Origin of the sequence: Halomonas sp. BLK-85, from assembly GCF_044792155.1 — a bacterium.
Classification (GTDB): Bacteria; Pseudomonadota; Gammaproteobacteria; order Pseudomonadales; family Halomonadaceae; genus Vreelandella.
In genome coordinates this window covers 1,203,286-1,223,469 of sequence record NZ_CP087731.1, presented here as the reverse complement: position 1 = coordinate 1,223,469, position 20,184 = coordinate 1,203,286, and the positions used below count along the sequence as shown (strand labels likewise).

Annotated in this window: 19 protein-coding genes; 1 reads left to right on the top strand and 18 read right to left on the bottom strand. The window is 56.6% G+C overall.

Annotation, left to right across the window (positions count from 1 at the left end; translation table 11 throughout):
* Positions 1-79: 79 nt before the first annotated feature.
* From LL947_RS05450 to leuC, 17 genes are all read right to left on the bottom strand, one after another.
* On the bottom strand, positions 80-664 hold the full coding sequence (locus tag LL947_RS05450; RefSeq protein ID WP_404417190.1) for a YceI family protein: 585 nt from the start codon (positions 662-664) through the stop codon (positions 80-82).
* Between the two features lie 47 nt (positions 665-711).
* Positions 712-1,269, bottom strand: a complete 558-nt coding sequence (locus tag LL947_RS05445; RefSeq protein WP_290822340.1) for a cytochrome b — start codon at positions 1,267-1,269, stop codon at positions 712-714.
* A gap of 244 nt (positions 1,270-1,513) precedes the next feature.
* Positions 1,514-2,722 (bottom strand): O-succinylhomoserine sulfhydrylase, encoded by a 1,209-nt coding sequence (locus LL947_RS05440; RefSeq protein WP_499834377.1) that lies wholly within the window; start codon positions 2,720-2,722, stop codon positions 1,514-1,516.
* A 125-nt stretch (positions 2,723-2,847) separates the two neighbouring features.
* Positions 2,848-4,368 (bottom strand): amidophosphoribosyltransferase, encoded by a 1,521-nt coding sequence (gene purF / locus LL947_RS05435; RefSeq protein ID WP_499834180.1) that lies wholly within the window; start codon positions 4,366-4,368, stop codon positions 2,848-2,850.
* A 121-nt stretch (positions 4,369-4,489) separates the two neighbouring features.
* Complete coding sequence (locus LL947_RS05430; RefSeq protein WP_290822345.1) at positions 4,490-5,038, bottom strand: CvpA family protein; 549 nt, start codon at positions 5,036-5,038, stop codon at positions 4,490-4,492.
* A gap of 3 nt (positions 5,039-5,041) precedes the next feature.
* Complete coding sequence (locus tag LL947_RS05425; RefSeq protein ID WP_290822347.1) at positions 5,042-5,641, bottom strand: SPOR domain-containing protein; 600 nt, start codon at positions 5,639-5,641, stop codon at positions 5,042-5,044.
* A 38-nt stretch (positions 5,642-5,679) separates the two neighbouring features.
* A complete protein-coding gene (gene folC / locus LL947_RS05420) occupies positions 5,680-7,002 on the bottom strand; it encodes a bifunctional tetrahydrofolate synthase/dihydrofolate synthase (RefSeq protein ID WP_499834179.1) in 1,323 nt (440 codons plus the stop codon).
* The gene (gene accD, locus LL947_RS05415) at positions 6,962-8,020 is read right to left on the bottom strand and encodes an acetyl-CoA carboxylase, carboxyltransferase subunit beta (RefSeq protein ID WP_290822351.1); all 1,059 of its coding nucleotides are present in this window, start codon (positions 8,018-8,020) and stop codon (positions 6,962-6,964) included. Before accD ends, folC begins: the two co-directional genes overlap by 41 nt.
* Positions 8,021-8,187: 167 nt before the next feature.
* Positions 8,188-8,991, bottom strand: coding sequence for a tryptophan synthase subunit alpha (gene trpA / locus LL947_RS05410; protein ID WP_499834178.1), 804 nt, complete (start codon positions 8,989-8,991; stop codon positions 8,188-8,190).
* Positions 8,992-9,000: 9 nt separating this feature from the next.
* Entirely contained in the window at positions 9,001-10,188 is a 1,188-nt protein-coding gene (trpB, locus tag LL947_RS05405) for a tryptophan synthase subunit beta (protein WP_290822368.1), read from the bottom strand.
* A 137-nt stretch (positions 10,189-10,325) separates the two neighbouring features.
* Positions 10,326-10,961 (bottom strand): phosphoribosylanthranilate isomerase, encoded by a 636-nt coding sequence (locus tag LL947_RS05400; protein ID WP_290822355.1) that lies wholly within the window; start codon positions 10,959-10,961, stop codon positions 10,326-10,328.
* Complete coding sequence (truA, locus tag LL947_RS05395; RefSeq protein ID WP_290822356.1) at positions 10,961-11,899, bottom strand: tRNA pseudouridine(38-40) synthase TruA; 939 nt, start codon at positions 11,897-11,899, stop codon at positions 10,961-10,963. The genes LL947_RS05400 and truA overlap by 1 nt, the downstream gene beginning before the upstream one ends.
* A 20-nt stretch (positions 11,900-11,919) precedes the next feature.
* Positions 11,920-13,908, bottom strand: coding sequence for a type IV pilus assembly protein FimV (locus LL947_RS05390; RefSeq protein ID WP_499834177.1), 1,989 nt, complete (start codon positions 13,906-13,908; stop codon positions 11,920-11,922).
* Between the two features lie 252 nt (positions 13,909-14,160).
* Positions 14,161-15,273 carry an aspartate-semialdehyde dehydrogenase gene (gene asd, locus LL947_RS05385; RefSeq protein WP_499834176.1) on the bottom strand — a complete coding sequence of 371 codons (1,113 nt, stop codon included), beginning with the start codon at positions 15,271-15,273 and terminating at the stop codon, positions 14,161-14,163.
* A 110-nt stretch (positions 15,274-15,383) separates the two neighbouring features.
* Positions 15,384-16,466, bottom strand: coding sequence for a 3-isopropylmalate dehydrogenase (gene leuB, locus LL947_RS05380; RefSeq protein WP_499834175.1), 1,083 nt, complete (start codon positions 16,464-16,466; stop codon positions 15,384-15,386).
* 65 nt (positions 16,467-16,531) lie between these two features.
* Positions 16,532-17,170 carry a 3-isopropylmalate dehydratase small subunit gene (gene leuD, locus LL947_RS05375; RefSeq protein ID WP_290823608.1) on the bottom strand — a complete coding sequence of 213 codons (639 nt, stop codon included), beginning with the start codon at positions 17,168-17,170 and terminating at the stop codon, positions 16,532-16,534.
* Positions 17,171-17,173: 3 nt separating this feature from the next.
* Positions 17,174-18,625 carry a 3-isopropylmalate dehydratase large subunit gene (gene leuC / locus LL947_RS05370; RefSeq protein ID WP_499834174.1) on the bottom strand — a complete coding sequence of 484 codons (1,452 nt, stop codon included), beginning with the start codon at positions 18,623-18,625 and terminating at the stop codon, positions 17,174-17,176.
* Between the two features lie 162 nt (positions 18,626-18,787).
* Between leuC and LL947_RS05365 the strand changes: the two genes are divergently transcribed.
* The gene (locus tag LL947_RS05365) at positions 18,788-19,672 is read left to right on the top strand and encodes a LysR family transcriptional regulator (RefSeq protein WP_499834173.1); all 885 of its coding nucleotides are present in this window, start codon (positions 18,788-18,790) and stop codon (positions 19,670-19,672) included.
* A 12-nt stretch (positions 19,673-19,684) separates the two neighbouring features.
* On the opposite strand, the gene LL947_RS05360 is transcribed toward LL947_RS05365, so the two are convergent.
* Positions 19,685-20,152 carry a DUF6314 family protein gene (locus tag LL947_RS05360; protein WP_499834172.1) on the bottom strand — a complete coding sequence of 156 codons (468 nt, stop codon included), beginning with the start codon at positions 20,150-20,152 and terminating at the stop codon, positions 19,685-19,687.
* Between the last annotated feature and the right edge of the window lie 32 nt (positions 20,153-20,184).

Sequence of the window (20,184 nt, the reverse complement as noted above, 5' to 3'; positions counted from 1 at the left end):
TGATAGATAAAGCCACAAAAGCCACCCCATTTAACTGGGGTGGCTATCATCATGACCGTTTTAAAAAATGCCAGAAAGCTTACTGACGAACGCCTTCAAACGTCACGTAAAGTTCCAGGGTATGCATAACTTCCGGGAAGCTGCTCATATCAATGCCGTAATCGGCCAGGGTCAATTCCGTGCTGCCTTCAAAACCCGCGCGATAATCACCCCAGGGGTCTTCGCCCTCTCCCATCAGGGTCACCGGCATTTCAAAGCGCTGGGTTTCACCACGCAGGGTCAGCTCACCGCTGAGCACACCGGAATTATCGTCCGTTGGCTCAAAGTCGGTCGATGTGAAGGTGGCGGTCGGATATTCACTGGCATGCAGGAAATCTTCATCAAGAATATGACGATCACGTTCAGCATGATTGGAATTCAGGCTATTAACCTGTACTTCCATATCAATTGAAGACGCTTCCAGGTCGTCCGGATCGTAAAAGAATTCACCATCAAAATCTTCAAAGCTACCCAGAATATATGAGAACCCCAGATGACTGATCTTGAACTGAATAAACGCATGCTGACCTTCAATATCAACAGCATAAGTATCGGCATGCGCCTGACTGAGCGGTACCAGGCTAACAGCGGCAATGGCGCCAGCAATGGCAGTTTTATTCAACATAATACATTTCCTTTCGCAGTTTTATAGAATCATTATTCAAGTAACAGTTATTTATCGCGCACTGAGTAACGCGGGTCGAGCATACGTTTCAAGGTGGTATGACGGTCTATCCAATGGTGCTTGAAGGCCGCCAGCATATGACCTGATGCCAGAATGATGAGCGCCAGAGCGCTATACCAGTGAATATCCCCTGCCAGGCTGGCCTGGTTGGGTAAGCCATGCAGAGTGGCAGGAAGAGCAAACCATCCAAACACATCAATCGGGCTGCCTTTGGCCGTTGACATCAGATAACCACTGACAAAGACCGTTATTAATAGAACATAGAGCAGTGAATGACCTGCATGGGCCGCAATGTTTTCCCAGCGTTTACCCTGAGCTAACGGAGTGGGCTGTACCAGGCGCCACATGAGCCTGAGCACTATAAAACCCAACAAGAGGACACCCAGTGAACGATGGATCCAGGGTGCCTGATTATACCATGGATCATAATACCCCAGGTCAGTCATCCACCATCCAAGGATAAACAGGCCCACAACCACAACAGCACTTACCCAGTGCATGAAAATGGCAATTATTCCCCAGCCTGCCTGACTGTTTTTCCACATGGTGATGCCCTTGAAATAATCTCTTGATACGTTTGAAAAACCACTTTTTTTATGGAGGCATGCTTAAGAGAGAAAATGCAATCTTAAAAGCCCATATAATTATTGTAGTCTTTAAAGGAACATTTAACTGCTGAAAAAAGCTGAACACTTCATTCGGAAAAAATACCGATCGCCGAAATAATAGGGTGGAAATAAAACCGGGCAATAATGCCCGGTTGTGGTGTCTTTGAGGATGGTTGCGTGATTACCCTGCCAAGGCATCCAGGCCGCGGGCCAGGTCACGCCGAATATCATCCAGATGCTCCAGCCCTACCGCCACGCGGACGAGCCCCGGAGTAATGCCGGCCGATTCCCGCTGCGCCTCGGAGAGTCGACCATGAGTGGTCGTGGCAGGATGGGTGATGGTTGTTTTGACATCGCCAAGATTGCCGGTAATCGACAGCATGCGGGTCGCATCAATTACCTGCCAGGCGCCCTGTTGGCCATTGATGACTTCGAACCCCAGGACAGCACCATAGCCCTTCTGCTGCCGGCGGGCCAATGCATGCTGAGGATGATCCTCAAGGCCACTATAGTAGACACGACTGACAGCTGGATGCTGTTGCAACCATCTGGCCAGACTAAGTGCCTGTTCACAGTGTGCCTTCATGCGCAGCGACAACGTCTCCAGCCCCTTGGTAAATACCCAGGCATTGAAGGGGCTCATGCAGGGCCCACAGGTTCGCACTACGCCGAAAACCTCTTCCATCAGCGCGTGGCTACCGACTACCGCGCCGCCCACGGCACGCCCCTGGCCATCAAGGTATTTGGTGGCTGAATGGATAATCAGATCCGCCCCCAGCGCCAGAGGTTGCTGTAACGCCGGCGTCAGAAAGCAGTTATCGATCGCCAGCAGAACACCATGCTGCCTGGCCAATGTCGCCAGAGCAGGCACATCAGCCACTTCAGACAGTGGGTTGGAGGGCGTTTCGGCAAACAGCATTCTGGTCGCCGGGGTGATGGCAGCCTCCCAGGCGTCGAGGTCCGAGAGTTCCACGTAACGGGTAACAATGCCGAACTTGCCCAGGTACTTGTCGAACAGGCTGACCGTTGAGCCAAACAGCGAGCGCGACGCCACAATTTCATCACCGGCGTTCAGCAGTGCCATGGCAGTCGCAAGAATCGCCGACATGCCGGAACTGGTCGCCACACAGCGCTCGCCACCTTCCATGGCTGCCAGACGCTGCTCAAAGGTACGTACTGTCGGATTGGTAAAGCGCGAGTAGACATTACCGGCTTCTTCACCATTGAACTTGCGTGCCGCCTCGGCGGCACTGGAATACACAAAGCTGGATGTTGGGAAGATAGGCTCGGAATGTTCCTGCTCAGCCGTGCGATCATGCCCGGCACGCACCGCCAGGGTTTCAAGCGACATGTCCGCCAGCGACGCTTCCTCCAACACGCTGTCATGCATTGCCATAGGCAGCGCTTCATCCTGGCCGGAAGGCTCATGGCTCGCGTTTTCGTGGATAGATGCCTTGTGAACAGGATCTTTGTGAATAGAATCATCGTGCATGGGAAGCTCCTCTTGCTCGATCATCAGTCATCCAGATCGTCATCCTGGTTATGCATATCAACCAGGGCATGATCGCCGGCACTATGATCCTTGGCGGAATCACTGCGGCTTTCCTCCAGCGCCTGAAGATAGGCGCTATCGATATCCCCGGTAACGTAATTGCCATCAAATACCGAGCAGTCAAATCCGTCAAAGGCGGGATTGACCTCACGGCAGGCTTCTTTCAGGTCTTCAAGATCCTGATAGAACATGCGGTCGGCGCCAATCAGCTGACCGACTTCCTCTTCGCTGCGACCATGGGCAATCAGCTCAGAGGCCGCAGGCATATCGATACCGTAAACATTCGGATAACGGACCGGCGGAGCCGCTGAGGCAAAATAGACGTTTCGCGCGCCGGCATCCCGGGCCATCTGGATGATCTGCTTGCAGGTCGTCCCTCTGACGATGGAGTCGTCCACCAGCAGAACATTCTTATCCTTGAACTCTACATCAATGGCATTCAGCTTCTGGCGGACGGATTTTTTGCGCTGTGTCTGCCCCGGCATGATAAAGGTACGCCCAATGTAGCGGTTCTTCATGAAGCCTTCACGGTAGGTGACGCCCAGATGCTGCGCCATTTCCAGCGCTGACGTACGTGACGTATCAGGAATCGGGATCACCACGTCGATATCGTGGTCAGGCCACTCACTCAACACCCGGTCACCCAGCTTGCGGCCCATCTGCATGCGTGTCCCATACACGTAGGCGCCATCCAGTATCGAATCGGGGCGTGCCAGGTATACGTGTTCAAAAATGCATGAACGCAAGACAGGACGGTCGGCACATACCTGCGTATGAATCCTGCCCTGCATATCCACAAAAATTGCCTCGCCAGGCGCCAGGTCTCTTTCCAGCTCGAAGCCACCCACATCCAGCGCCACCGATTCAGAGGCAATCATCACTTCCTGCTGTCCGTCTACCTGACGGGTGCCAAACACCACAGGACGAATGCCAGAGGGGTCCCGGAAGGCTACCATGCCGAAGCCGTTGATGATCGCTACCGCTGCATAGCCGCCCTGGCAGCGCCGATGAACGCGGCGTACTGAGTCAAAGATATCTTCCGCTTCCAGGTGCAGGCCCTGCTTGCCCAATTCATGGGCAAATACATTGAGCAATACTTCTGAGTCTGAACTGGTATTGATATGACGCAGGTCGGTTGAGAACAGCTCCTGCTTGAGCTGGTCTGAGTTGGTCAGATTGCCATTGTGCGCCAGGGCAATGCCATAGGGCGAGTTCACATAGAAAGGCTGCGATTCGGCCTCACTGGACGAGCCGGCCGTCGGGTAGCGAACGTGGCCAATACCCAGGTTACCTTTCAGGCGCGCCATATGACGGGTATGGAATACATCGCGTACCAGGCCATTACTCTTGCGCAGTAGAAAGCGTCCTTCGCTCCAGGTCATCATTCCCGCAGCGTCCTGGCCTCGGTGCTGAAGTACGGTCAAGGCGTCGTAAATTGCCTGATTCACCGTTTGCTTGGCCAGAAGGCCCACTATACCGCACATACGTTATACCTCACTCGATACGATAACACGGGTGGCCTGAAGCACATTGATCCGGCACCCTGGTTATACAGACAATCAGACAATGGCCATCAGCCGGTTGTTAATTCTTGCTGTCAGACGCTTACCCCGCATTGCGCTGAGGCAGCTGGGGCAAGGGAATATCCTTCAATGACTCCGGCGCCTGCGGTAGACGACCTTCCCACTGATCGAGCTGGCTCAATGCCCATTCGCGTAGCTGTTCAAACGTTGGCCTCAAGGTGGCTTCCTGCCAGGCGTCAAGTTCGACCAGTGGGGTCAGGGTGATCATCACCGTTACCACCACCAGAATCGCAGCGCCTCTTGCAGCACCGAAGGCAGCGCCTGCCAGCCGGTTCAGAAACCCCATGCCGACCCAGACAATAGCGGCATGCACGAGGCGAATGACAATACCACACAGCAAAATCACTGCAAAAATCACCAGTACAAAGGCTAGTACCAGACGCGCATCAGCGTTGTCGATAAAGTCCGCCAACAGATCTGCGACCGGCTCTGCCAACACCCGCGCGACCAGAAGCGCCACCACCCAGGCCGCCAGGCCCAGGGCTTCGCGAATCAGGCCACGCGCGAAGCCCGCCAGCGTGGAAAGCGCCAGCACCGCAAGAAACAATGCATCAATCCAGGTTAACGCCATAGATCAGTCTCTCACTCGCACCAGCAGCCCCTGGTAATTGACCTGTTCTTTAATCAGTGCCACGGCGCGCTCACCTTGTGCTGTCGATTCAAAAGGCCCGACCAGAACCGCTGTCAGCTCATCGTTGCGTTCACGGGTAAAGACACTGAAGCCCTGCTCTTCCAGTTCAGCTCTCAAACGCTCAACGTTTTCAGGGTTGCCAAAACTGCCAATCTGCACCCCCCATTCGCCTTCAGAACTGGCGGCTGGCATGGCATCATTATTGCTGGTGTCATCTGCGCTCCCATCACGGTCGTCTGCATCTGCGTTTTCCGAGTCATCGGGCCGTGCAATGTCAGCGGGTTCAGGGTTTGAGGGTGTCACCCTTGGGGTCTCGGCATCGGTTGAAACGGGCGCAGGCTCATTGGCCAGCTGAATGCTTTCCGGTTGTTCAGGCGCCACCACCTCTCGGCGCGGCACATCAATCGGGCGCTCAATGGTAAAAGAAGGTTGTTGACGCTCTGCCCTGGGTGCCGGCTCGCTCATTAACCAGGGCAGCAGAATAATGGCCAGGGACACCAGGATGACAATGCCGCTGATGCGTTCTGTTTTGCCGTATTTCATGTTTTACTCCCTCCTCTCAGCATGCGCCCGCGCATGGTTTACTCACGACGGGTAGCGCACGTCGCCTGCGGCAGATCAGTTGCCAACAGTTCCCCTACAGTGAAAAACGAGCCGGTCGCAAGCACCCTGTCTTCCGGCATCAGCTTATCCTTCAGTGATTCGGCCCCCAGTGTCGGCGTAGCCGCACATCCATGCACGACACCTCCCTGGCGCTCGATTGCTGCGGCCAGTGATTGCGCCGAGCGCCCTCTTGGCCCTGACAGGCCAACACAGACCCAGTCCGTCACCACGGGTACCAAGTGCGCCACAACGCCTTCGACATCCTTGTCATCCAGCATGCCTATCACGCACCATAGCCTGGCATTTGGCCGTGTTCCCAGACGCTTGGCCAGATAGGCTGCCGCATGGGGGTTATGACCGACATCCAGACACCATTGGCCGATCCATTGCATTCGCCCGGAAAGCTCAACATCAGCCAATGCCTGTCGGGTAGCTTCAACGGCAAGGTCACAACCTGCCAGCGCCAGTGCCTGGAGTGCTGTGGCGGCGTTATCCAGCGGCAACCCGGGATCAGGCAGTCTGTCCAGGGTTAATGGCAGGCCATCGGCTCGCCGGGCCTGCCAACGCCATAGACCGCCTTCAACCGGGCAACTTTCAAAGCTGTCACCCAGCGAATATAGCGGCGCGCCAAGCTTGCGAGCGGTGTCGGCAACGCTGTCCGGCAAACACTTGCTGCCCAGTACTGCGGGTCGGTCAGCGCGGAAAACACCCGCTTTCTCGCGGCCTATCTGGGCCAGATCAGTCCCCAGGAAACTGGCATGATCCAGGGCAATAGTGGTAACGATGGCGACATCGGCATCGATAATATTGACCGCATCCAGACGTCCCCCAAGCCCAATTTCAAGGAAGACGATATCAAGCCTGGCCTGGGCCAGGCACCAGAGCGCACAGAGGGTACCCGCTTCAAAATAGGTCAGGCTGATTTCAGGAGATCGGCAGCGCGCCGCTTCGACCTGCTCAAATCCCGCCACCAGCTGAGTATCGCTGATCTCATGGCCAAGCAGCGTCACTCTCTCGTTATAACGCACCAGGTGGGGTGAGGTATAGGTGCCTACCCGGCTACCATGGGCGGCAGCGACGGCTGCCATCACCGCAAGCGTGGAGCCCTTGCCGTTGGTGCCGGCAACAGTGACCACCCTGGGAGCAATGGGGCGTTCGAGCAGCTGCATACGCCGGGCGACATTCGCTACCCTTTCCAGCCCCATATCAATGCCCACGGGGTGAAGTTGCTCAAGGTAGTCGAGCCAAGCGGCAAGAGCACTAGCCATGGCGGGAAGTATCATCTCCATGACCGGAGGCATTGGGTCCTGCTGCCTGTCCAGCCTCGGAATCCTGAGCGGCCGGTTTTTGGCTCTCCTCCGCTGACGCGCCGTGCGATGCTGCGGCAACAGCCGCTTCATCCACAACAGGTTCGCTGATATCAGCGATGGGTGAGGGTGCCTCAGCCGGTGCCTCGCTCAAGGCCTGATGGTGGGTCAGCTTACGCAGAATACCGCCCAGGCGGTCACGCATGTCATGACGATGCACGATCATGTCGACGGTGCCATGTTCAAGCAGGAACTCGCTGCGCTGAAAGCCATCGGGCAGCGTCTCACGCACGGTCTGCTCAATCACCCTGGGACCCGCAAAGCCGATCAGGGCATTCGGTTCGGCAACATTCAGATCACCCAGCATCGCCAGTGACGCAGAAACACCCCCGAACACCGGGTCAGTCAGTACCGAAATATACGGCACCCCTGCCAACTTAAGTTTTTCCAGTGCCGCTGAGGTCTTGGCCATCTGCATCAGCGAGAACAGAGCTTCCTGCATACGCGCTCCCCCCGACGCCGAGAAGCACACCAAGGGTATCTGCTCTTTCAATGCCAGACTGGCCGCCTGTACAAATTTCTCGCCGACAACGGCCCCCATGGAGCCGCCCATAAAGGTGAACTCAAAGGCAACGGCCACTATCGGCAGGCCATCCAGCTGACCCTTGAAGGCAACCAGGGCATCATTTTCACCGGTCTCTTTCTGTGCTGCTGCCAGGCGGTCCTTGTATTTCTTTGAGTCGCGAAACTTGAGACGGTCGTTAGGCGCAATGTCCTTGGCGACTTCTTCACGACCTTCCTTGTCGAGGAACCAGTCAAGGCGCTTTCGCGCTGTCAGGCGCAGGTGGTGGTCGCACTTGGGGCAGACGCTGTGATGTTTATCCAGTTCGGGAAGATAGAGCACTCCCTCGCATTTCGGACACTTGCGCCACAGGCCATCAGGCACGCTGGCACGGCGGTCCTTGCGCTGGATACGCCCCATGGAGGGAACAATCTTGTCTAGCCAGCTCATATCAAAAAAGCTTCCATTATACGTCTATGCCCGGCATGGCCAGGCGCTGATAGGTTTTCAGGTGTTAATACACGGTGATTGGCCACCTGAACATGCCTACACGGGTAAAGTAACATAACGCTCAGGATTAACTGTCAACTGCAGCGCATCAGGTCATCATGCCTGCACTAGGCATCCATGGCCGTGCGCATCTCGCTGAGCACGGTTTTCAGCTGTCCGGCAATCGTTTCAGGCATCTCAGTACTGGCGGCTATACGAGACACCAGTGCACTCCCGACAATCACGCCATCGGCTACCCTGGATACCTCAGCGGCGGTGACGCCATCACGGATGCCGAACCCGACGCATAACGGCAAATCCGTCATTTCACGTAGCGGCGCCAGGTGCTCGGCCACATCGTCCGCATTCAGGGTTGCCGCCCCGGTTACGCCTTTCAGGGAGACATAATAGAGGTAGCCTTCTCCATGCGCGCATATTGTAGCGGCACGTTCATGAGAAGTGGTAGGGGCCACCAGAAAGATAGCGTCAAGCTGATGGGATTTGAGCAGTGGCCCAATATCTTCCGCTTCTTCGGGTGGCATATCCACAATAAGCACACCATCAACCCCGGCGCGGGCAGCCTGCTCGGCAAATGACTGATAACCGATACGCTCGATCGGGTTCAGATAGCCCATCAGGACAATCGGTGTAGTGGTATCGGTCTGACGGAAGGTAGTGATCATGTCAAACAGATCCACCAGACGGGTGCCTTGCTTGAGTGCCCGCTCACAGGCTTTCTGTATCACTGGCCCATCCGCCATAGGGTCGGAAAAGGGCACGCCCAATTCAATAATGTCAGCCCCGGCGTCTACCAGGGCATGCATGAAGCCGACGGTGTGCTCAGGCGCCGGATCACCGGCGGTGATATAAGGGATCAAGGCCTTACGATCCTGCTGCTTAAGTTCACTGAAACGTTGTTTGATACGGCTCATTACTATCCCTTAGATTTCGATACCGTCAAGCTTGGCCACCGTCATGATATCTTTATCACCACGGCCTGAAAGGTTCACCACAATATTCTGGTCAGGACGCATGGTGGGTGCCAACACCTTGGCATGCGCAAGGGCGTGAGCCGTTTCAAGGGCCGGCATGATGCCTTCCATCCGCGTCAGTTCGCGGAAAGCCTCCAGCACGGCATCGTCATTGGCGGCGACATAGTTGACCCGCCCCACGTCTTTCCACAGCGCATGCTCAGGACCAACACCGGGATAGTCCAGGCCGGCTGAAATCGAATGAGTGTCAGACACCTGGCCTGCCTCGTCTGACATCAGGTAGGTGCGGTTACCGTGCAACACGCCGCGCGGTGCGTTGGATGACAGCGGTGCGGCGTGACGGCCGGTCTCAACGCCGTCGCCACCGGCCTCAACGCCATACATGGCAACCTCTTCATCCTCAAGGAATGGATAGAAAAGCCCTAGCGCATTGGAGCCGCCTCCCACGCAGGCAATCAGGGCGTCCGGCAGGCGACCCATCTGTTCCATGGACTGAATACGCGCTTCACGACCAACCACGCTGTTGAAGTCGCGGACCAGCTGCGGGTATGGATGTGGGCCTGCCACTGTGCCAATGATATAGAAGGTGTTGTCCACGTTGGTGACCCAGTCGCGCAGGGCCTCATTCATGGCATCCTTCAGGGTACGTGTGCCGGACTCGACCGGAATGACCCGGGCACCGAGCAGACGCATGCGGTAGACATTCAGCTTCTGGCGCTGCACGTCAGCCGCCCCCATGTAGACATCGCACTCAAGCCCCAGGCGGGCGGCGACCGTGGCGGATGCCACACCGTGCTGACCGGCACCGGTTTCGGCAATCACCCGGGGTTTGCCGGTTTTCTTGGCCAATAACGCCTGACCGATGGTGTTGTTTACCTTGTGGGCGCCGGTATGATTAAGGTCTTCACGCTTAAGCCAGATCTGGGCACCACCCAGCTTTTGCGACCAACGCTCGGCATGATAAAGCGGTGACGGGCGACCGACGAAATAGGCAAGGTCACGATCAAACTCTGCCTGGAAGGCAGGGTCGTTGCGCATGCTGGCGTAAGTGTTTTCCAGGTCTTCCAGCGCGAAACTCAGCGTCTCTGACACAAAACGCCCACCGTAGGGGCCAAAATGGCCACGGGCATCCGGCATTTGTGTCAGGTCGCTGAACCTGGTCTTGGAACCAGCCTGGGAAGCAGTATTGGGGACGATTGCAGAGACAGTCACGAAGATACCTCTCAAGATTGCCCGAACAGGCAAAAGTAGTTGAAATATATTCTATCTGGCAGTCAGGACGGCATTTGGTTCGCCGCATGCACGGCATTCACAAAGGCTTGCATTCTGGCCGCATCCTTTATACCCGGTGCGCTTTCAATTCCACCTGATACATCAAGCGCATAGGGAGCTACCTGACGCACCGCAGTGCCTGCATTTTCTGGCACTAGACCACCTGCGAGGATAACAGGTTTTGACAGCTTTGCGGGAATTCTCGACCAGTCGAACGTGTCTCCGGTTCCGCCAGGCACGCCGGGGCGATACGCATCCAACAAAAGCCCGCTGGCCTTGTTGTAGCGGTTGGCAGCAGCGGCCAGATCAAGACCATCGCGCATGCGCAGGGCTTTGATCCAGGGGCGGTCATGGCGTTCGCAAGCCGCTGGGGGTTCGTCGCCATGAAACTGGAGCAGGTCCAGGTAGGGCAAACATGCCTTTATGGTATCTTCCGACTGATTGACAAAGAGACCCACTCGGGTCACGAATGCCGGCACATCAGCGGCCAGGTCAGCAAGTTGTTCAACGCTGATCGCACGCTTGCTGTCTGGCCACATCACAAAGCCAATCGCATCAACGCCCATCGCGACTGCCACTGCCACATCCTGACGGCGGGTTAGCCCGCAGAACTTGATTCGCGCTCGCTGAACAGACATCACGATTCTGGTTTCTCCGCAGTGGGTGCATTAAGCAGATCACCGACTTGTTCTCGACGCAGCCGCACCATGGCGTTGTCAGGAATGGCCCGCTCACCGGTCCACTCCCCTGTAAAAGCCAGCAGGTTAGGGCCAAGTGGCTCTTTGGGCAGGCCAAAGGCATCATCATAACAGGAATCAACGAAATGGAGACCACAGGCAGGCGCGGTCACATCGCCCTGTTTGCGGTCACGCAGCGCCAACAAACGCGCCATATAGTCTTCATCCTGAGCCCCCCGCCCAACGCTGACCAGCGCCCCGACGATATTGCGGATCATATGGTGTAAAAAGGCATTGCCCTGCACATCGACCATCACCAGAGGGCCAAAACGCTTGACATCAATAAAATGCATGAAACGCTGCGGCGTTCTGGAACGACAGCCCGCCGCACGGAAGCTGGAGAAATCGTGCTCCCCCACCAGCGCCTGGGCGGCCCGGTGCATGGCATCGGTATCCAGAGGGTCACGGCACCAGGTAAGGTTCGCTCGCTCCAACACGGGCCGGTTCATCTGGTTGATCAACAGGTAGCGATAACGACGGGCCAGGGCATGCAGGCGGGAGTGAAAAAAATCCGGCACCTGTTTCACCCAACGAATGGCAATATCCTTGGGCAGGTGGGTGTTGGCACCAAAGATCCAGGCTTTTTCACTACGCTTGACCGGTGCATCGAAATGGATGACCTGACGGGTCGCATGCACTCCAGAATCAGTCCGCCCGCTGGCATGCACCCTCACCGGCTCGCTGGCGACTCTTGAAAGCCCCTGCTCCAGGCTGGCCTGAACAGAAGCCGCATGGCTCAGGCGCTGAAAACCACAGTAGTGGGTGCCATCATATTCGACCCCCATGGCCAGACGGCCTGTCAGCGGCGTTTTTTCATCAAAGCGATCAAACAGCGACATCAGTTCACATAATTATCAGGTTAGGAAGACCGGGTATTATCCCGACCTGGGCGCTGGAATGCCACCTCTTCTATCTCCCAGTCATCATCCGGGACAGCTTCCTGACTTGCCGATGGCGTATCTTCTGGCGCCTGATCAGCAGACGGATTATTGTCCGTCGGGTCATTGCCTTGATCGAGCGATTCGAATTCCACGCTTGGTTGCATCAGCGCTTCTGCATCATCGTCTCTTGGCGACTCTGCACTGAGTGACGGCGGCTGATAATCGATAACGTGCTGATGGTCAACGTTGCCTTGATCCTTTTGTTCTGGCTCAACGAGTGGGTCAACAGCCGTTCCCTTCGCTACGTCTGTCCTCTCGGGTTCATGGCCCGCCGCTGTGTCTTCATCAAGTGCTTGCGAAGCCTTTAAGAATCTGTCGTCCAGCTCGGAAGCCTGGCTGCTTTCGAGCACGTCAGATGCTGATGCGAGGCTGGCGGTGGCTTCTTCCGGGGCGTCTGGGGTAGGCGTCTTGACCGGGGCGCTTTCCTGCGCATCTTCAATACCATCAGCGCGGGGATGTGTCTGGCCAGAGTCGGCTTCGCTAGCCTGAAAGCTGGCGGGGGTAGCCGAGGCTCCAGGCCGAAATGTTGCTGTTGGCACATGGGGCTGCCTGGGTTCTGATGAAGGCTGAATAACCTGAGTGGCGTCGAAGGGCTCAGCGTCTGACGCCATGGAATTGAGCTCCTGCCATTCCCTAGCCCGACGACGGCGGATCATCAGCAGCAACAATAGCAGCAGGAGGAGCGCAGCAGCGGCCAGTGGCCAGCGGCTATCGCGCAGTAATGAAGAATACAGGTCCTCCCCCCAAGCCATTGCCTGGGTCATGGCATCAGGCTGATCAGTGGTCGGGGTCTCCGTTACCGCGCGCTGTTCATCAGACTGGCTGGCTGATATGCCTTGCAGCGCCATGACCTGGGCAGCCGTCAATGCTTGATTAAGGCTGACTATCTCTTGACGTAAGGCCTCTATTTCAGCCTGCATTTGAGCAAGCTGCTGACGCTGATCATCCAGACGCACGTCACGTAACTGGCTGTCAAGGTTCTGGGCAGCCTGCACTGCCCGAGCGGCAATGCCGCCCTCTGATACATTCAGATTATCGGCAGCACTTATTGCTTCACCAAGCGCCGGATCTATAGAGGCTGCCGCCGGGGAGCGCGTCGCTGATTCACCAGAAAGCGCTGAGGATGACGCGTCAGCTGACGTAGAGGCTGGCGACTCTGGCTGATTACTCCGATTACGCCAGGCCGTATTCATGGTCTCTATTATCCGTGCCGCATTGGCAGGCGACTGATTGAAAATCTGTGCGTCACTGGGCATTTGCATGGCAGAGCCTGCCCGCAGATCATTGATGTTACCAGAAGGAAAAAGACGTTCATTAGCTTCAAACAGTGCCAGCATCATCTGCTGAACGCTGGCCCTGGAAGGCTTCATTCGCATAGCCACATTCCATAGGGTATCGCCACTCTCGATGTAGGCAGTTTCACGAGCGCTTTCGGGGCTTTCTGAACCTGACGACGCGGGAAGCGGGGCGCGAGCGACCTCCCTGGATGAACCGGTTTCAGAAGATGGCACCGATGACGTGTCGGACGGATCAAACAATAATGTCAGCACCTGAGTCTGACGGCCATCCGGCGTTTCCAGGGTTAACAGCAGATCCAGCCAGGGCGCGTTCACAGGCGTTGACGACGTCAGTTGCAAATAGGGCTGCGAGCCGCCCTCCAGGGAAATTGACACACTCTCTGTCAAGGACGTCCAGTCAAGCCCAAGGGTACGAAAAGCGGAAGGTTCGGCGAGCCCGACACGAATATCCTCTGCACTCAGGCCGTCGGTATCGGTCAGGGGTGCCGTCGCTTGCAGCGGCGCATCAAGAAATGAATCGACCTTTGGATTACCGATATCAAGCGCCATTGTCAAAGGGCTCACGGTTCCCAATGCTGCCAGCACCGCTAATAATATCAATTGCTTCACTGAACCCCCTTTTGCCTTGCGTCATCGTGGCTGGCAACCCATGACCCATAACGATCAATGGCTGATCCGATCTACAATGCTAGCTTATTTTTAATGTAAATTAACTTTTGGCGGCTTAATATCCCTAGAAACCTGACGCGCTACCATGAGTGCTTATTGATACTTAGACTCTGTGAGAAACTGACAAAAAAAGGGGCTATGCAGATAGCCCCTCATTGAATCATTGTGCTTCAACTCACCGTTAATGCGTTATTACTGCTCACGCAGGATTGTCAGCATACGCTTGAGCGGCTCTGCGGCGCCCCATAGCAGCTGGTCACCCACGCTGAAGGCTGAGAGGTATTCACCGCCCATGGCCAGTTTGCGCAAGCGCCCTACCGGTACGTCGAGAGTGCCGGTGGCGGCGGTCGGCGTCAGGCCGTCAATGGTGGCGTCCTTGTCATTGGGAATCACCTTGACCCACTCATTGTGCCTGGCAATACGCTCTTCGATTTCATCCATCGGCACGTCCTGCTTGAGCTTGATGGTGAACGCCTGGCTGTGCGAACGCATGGCACCGATACGCACGCAAAGACCGTCAATCGGAATCGGGTTGTCGTCTAGACCCAGAATCTTGTTGGTCTCGACCGTCCCCTTCCACTCTTCACGGCTCTGGCCGTTATCCAGCTTGGTGTCGATCCACGGCAGCAGGCTGCCTGCCAGGGGGGCGCCGAAGTTATCGGTGGGAAAATCCCCCGAACGCATGGCCGCCGTCACCTTGCGGTCGATATCCAGAATCGCGCTGGAAGTATCTTTCAGCTCTTCGCCGACACAGTCATGCAGGGTGCCCATCTGGTTGAGCAACTCACGCATGTGCTTGGCACCGGAGCCGGAAGCAGCCTGATAGGTCATTGAGGTCATCCACTCGATCATATCGGCTTCAAATAACCCCCCCAGGCCCATCAGCATCAGGCTGACGGTGCAGTTTCCACCAACGAATGTCTTGGCACCCTTGGCCAACTGGGCATCAATGACCTTGCGGTTGACCGGGTCCAGCACGATGGTGGCATCGTCTTCCATACGTAGCGAACTGGCCGCATCGATCCAGTAGCCTTTCCAGCCGCTATTACGCAGATCACTGTAGACAGCCTTGGTGTAGTCGCCCCCCTGGCAGGTGACAATCACATCCAATGGCTTGAGTTCGTCGAGTGAATGGGCGTCCTTGAGCGGAGGTACGTCAGCGCTGATATCGGGACCCGGCTGGCCAACCTGGGAAGTGGTGAAGAAAATCGGCTCGATGCCGTTGAAATCCCCCTCTTCCTGCATGCGCTGCATCAGCACAGAACCGACCATACCGCGCCAACCTACGAAACCGACTTTCAACATCGTGAAGTCCTCCAATAAAGAATGAACAGCCCATTATACACAACTATTAAAAATAATTTTTTCCGACCATTGGTTCGGGGCCAATGGCTCTGGATGCCAATCCTGCTGCACTACTGTTGTTTGGCAAAAGCGGCCAGCACGGCATCGCCCATGGCATCGGTACCCACCGCCTGCATGCCTTCAGCGGCAATATCAGCAGTGCGCAGTCCATTATCCAGTACCTGGCCGACCGCGGCTTCAATACGCTCGGCCATGGCTGATTCGCCGAGTGAATAACGCATCATCATGGCCACTGACAGCATCATTGCCAGAGGATTGGCCATGTTCTGCCCGGCGATATCCGGCGCGCTGCCATGGCAGGGTTCGTACATGCCCTGACCGCTCTCGTTCAGCGACGCCGATGGCAACATGCCAATCGATCCGGTCAGCATGGCCGCCGCATCGGAAAGGATATCGCCAAACATGTTGCCGGTGACCACAACATCAAACTGCTTGGGCGCGCGTACCAACTGCATGGCGGCGTTATCCACATACATATGAGAAAGTTCGACATCCGGGTATTCCGGGGCGAGACGGTTCATCACCTCGCGCCACAGAATGGTCACTTCAAGCACATTGGCCTTGTCCACGGAGCACAGTTTCTTGCCGCGTTTCTGTGCCATTTCAAAGGCAACTCGGCCAATACGCTCGATCTCACTTTCTGAATATACATAGGTATTAAAGCCGACGCGTTCGCCGTTGCGCTCTTCAATACCCCGAGGCTGACCAAAGTAGATGCCGCCGGTCAGTTCGCGCACAATCATGATATCCAGACCCGCCACCAGCTCAGGCTTGAGGCTGGAAGCACTGGCCAACTGGGGATACAGCATGGCCGGGCGCAGGTTGCCAAACAGGCCGAGATTCTTGCGTAGCCCCAGTAACCCCTTTTCCGGGCGTTTGGACAAATCTTCCAGGGTATCCCACTGGGGGCCACCCACAGCGCCCAGCAGAATGGCATCGGCTGCGTTGGCCTTGGCCAGAGTCACTTCCGGTAGCGGTTCACCGTGCGCATCATAGCCACTACCACCTACCAGACCTTCTTCCAGCTGGATATCCAGCCCTGCGTCCTGGCAGGCGTTAAGCAGGCGTTTGGCCTGGGCGGCAATCTCGGGGCCGATGCCGTCACCCGGCAGCAGTAGAACGTTGTGGGTCATTACAGGATCCTTCAATCATAAATCAGGCTGGACACAGTTGCTCGGCCAGGAAGACAATCAACCACCTAGCGGAACAGCCAGGGGCGCTGTTCACGGTGCTGCTGCTCGAACTGATGAATCACGGCGTCATCCTGCAAGGTAATGCCAATATCATCCAGGCCTTCCAGCAGGCAATGCTTGCGGAACTCGTCCACGTCAAACTCAAGGATCTCACCTCTGGGCGTTATGATGCGCTGGTTTTCCAGATCCACCTCCAGGGCATAACCTTCACGCTCTTCGGTTTCCTGGAACAGACGCTCAATCTCGTCTTCTTCCAGGCGTACCAGCAAGAGGCCGTTCTTGAAGGCGTTGTTATAGAAAATATCGGCAAAACTCGGTGCGATAACCACCTTGAAGCCGAAATCTTCCAGCGCCCAGGGGGCATGTTCCCGCGAGCTGCCACAGCCAAAGTTGCGCCGGGTCAACAAGATCTCGGCGTTGGCATAGCGCGGCTGATTAAGCACAAAATCAGGATTCAGCGGGCGGCTAGAGCAGTCCTGGCCCGGCTGGCCTTCGTCCAGGTAGCGCAGTTCATCAAACAGGTTGACCCCGAAACCGGTACGCTTGATGGACTTGAGGAACTGCTTGGGGATGATCAGGTCGGTATCGACGTTAGCACGATCCAGCGGTGCCACCACCCCTTCAAAACGTTCAAACTTTTTCATTACTCAAGCCTCCTGGGCGTGGTTGGCATCGTTGGCAGGCAGGCCGCGGACATCCACAAAGTGGCCGGCAATCGCCGCTGCAGCGGCCATTGCCGGGCTGACCAGGTGCGTGCGACCGCCATAGCCCTGACGACCTTCAAAGTTGCGGTTGGAGGTTGAGGCACAGTGCTCACCGGCACCCAGCTTGTCGGCATTCATGGCCAGGCACATGGAGCACCCTGGCTCGCGCCATTCAAAGCCTGCTTCGATAAAGATCTTGTCGAGCCCTTCTTCTTCGGCCTGACGCTTCACAAGACCAGAACCCGGCACGACCATGGCCAGCTGGATATTGCTGGCAACCTTCTTGCCCTTGGCCACTTTCGCTGCTTCCCGCAGGTCTTCAATGCGCGAGTTGGTACAGGAGCCAATGAAGACCTTGTCCAGCTGAATATCGGTGATTTTCTGGTTGGGCTGCAGGCCCATATATTCCAGAGCGCGCACATGGCTTCGTTTGATCGTTTCATCCAGGGCGGCTTCCGGATCCGGCACCTGGCCGGAAATGCCGGTGACCATTTCAGGGCTGGTACCCCAGCTGACCTGCGGCTCGATCTCGGCAGCATCCAGGGTCACGACATTATCAAATTCGGCTTCCGGGTCCGATACCAGGTTGCGCCAGTCAGCCACCGCGGCTTCCCACTGCTCGCCCGTGGGCGCGTAGGGGCGGTTGGCAATGTAATCAATCGTGGTGTCATCCACGGCAATCATGCCGACCCGTGCACCGGCTTCAATCGCCATGTTGCACACCGTCATGCGACCTTCCATCGACAGTGATTCAATCGCGCTGCCGGCGAACTCGATGGCATAACCGGTACCGCCTGCGGTGCCAATCTTGCCGATAATCGCCAGCACTACATCCTTTGCAGTCACGCCCAGACCGAGCTCACCTTCAACCCGCACCTGCATGTTCTTCATTTTCTGGGTCAGCAGGCACTGAGTCGCCAGCACGTGCTCGACTTCCGAGGTGCCAATGCCGTGAGCCAGTGCCCCGAAGGCGCCGTGAGTGGCGGTGTGGGAATCGCCGCAGACCACCGTCATACCCGGCAGGGTCGCGCCCTGCTCCGGGCCAATGACGTGAACAATGCCCTGGCGCGGGTCGTTGATACCGAATTCGGTAATGCCGTACTCGCGGCAGTTGTCATCAAGGGTCTGCACCTGGATCAGCGACACCGGGTCCTTGATGCCCTTGTTGCCCTCAGCGCGCTCAATCAAAGTGGTGGGCACGTTATGGTCGGTGGTTGCGAGGTTGGTATCCAGGCGCCAGGGCTTACGGTTGGCCAGGCGCAGACCTTCAAAGGCCTGGGGTGAGGTAACTTCGTGAAGCATGTGGCGGTCAATGTAGATCAGGGCGGTGCCGTCATCACGCTGCTTGACCAGATGCTGATCCCACAACTTGTCGTAAAGTGTCTTGGCTGACATATGCTCTCCCGGGCCAGAGCCCTGTGATTTTCAGCGATTAGATGACCCTGGACGTGAACCTGATAGTAAAGGCGTGCTGCAGGGTGATGAAAACATGGTAACCCGCTCGCAGATAAAATCAATTCATGTTATTTATATATTAAATTCCAAATAGGAATACTGATGGATACTCAACATCTACAAGCCTTTTTGGCCGTGGCCGATACACAAAGTTTCTCCAGAGCCGCTGATCAACTGTTTCTGACCCAGCCCGCGGTCAGCAAACGCATTGCCATGCTTGAACAGCAACTTGATACCCGGCTGTTTGATCGTATCGGGCGGCGTATCGCCCTGACCGAAGCCGGTGAGTTGTTGCTGCCTCAGGCACGCGATATCCTGCTGAGCGTCGAAGACAGCCGCCGGGCGCTGGCCAACCTGTCCGGCCAGGTTGGCGGACGCCTGACCATGGCCACCAGCCATCATATTGGCTTGCACCGCTTGCCACCCATTCTCAAGGCCTATACCCAGCAACATCCCGAGGTGGATCTGGACCTGCGCTTTGTCGATTCAGAGCTGGCCTATCAGGGTGTTCTCAATGGTCGCTACGAACTGGCGGTGGTCACCCTGGCGCCACACCCGGTTGAGCAGCTCAGCGTCTCCGAGCATTGGCGCGACCGCATGTGCTTTGTCAGCGCCCACGACCACCCGCTGGCCAGTCAGCTCAGCCGCAGGCCAAGGCCGTTGGCGCTGAACACGCTCTGCGAACACCCCAGCGTCTTACCCGGCGCCCAGACCTTTACGCGCAGCCTGATTGAAGAGCGCTTCGCCGCTCAAGGACTGGCGCTGTCGGTGAGCATGTCAACCAACTATCTCGAAACGCTGAAGATGATGTGCAGCGTCGGGCTGGGCTGGAGCCTGCTGCCGGAGAAGATGGTGGATAAGGATCTGGTCGAACTGCCCGTCGATACCCCCCCTTTTTACCGTCCGTTGGGTTATCTCACCCATGGCAATCGCACCCTTTCCAATGCTGCCCGCAAGATGATCGAGGCGCTGGAAGAGGGTCGCTAGGGTCAACAGACCCTAGACAGTCTGGTAGGTATATACAATCGATTCCTGCTTGCGTGGACCCTGGATCGACCAGGCCACCCGGACCTGATGACCTTCAATCGTGAGCGAGGCGGCATACACATCCTGGCCGCACAGATGCGGGTCGACTTCCCGCCACTGCCCTGCCTCATCCGGGGCCATATCAAACAGCAACACCGGCTTATCCACACCAAAGCGCAAATGCTCCAGACGCAGTTGCTGCCCTATTGCTGTCCAGCGGAAGATGTTGGTAAAGGCAAACGCAGACGGATGCTCTGCGCTTTTGTGATTCGGCTGCCAGCTGCCTGTTTCGTGAAATACCAGGCTGTTCTCCAGCGGTGTTGATACTTCGACGCGCCCCTGCCCCCTTCCTTCCCAGCCGGTCTCTGCCTGACTGTGTGCGTTAAAATGCAGTGTGCGCACACGGCGCAGACAGCTGAGCACCTCTTGGGAGGTTGGCATCTTTCTCTCCTTGTTTACGAACGGGCCTGTAA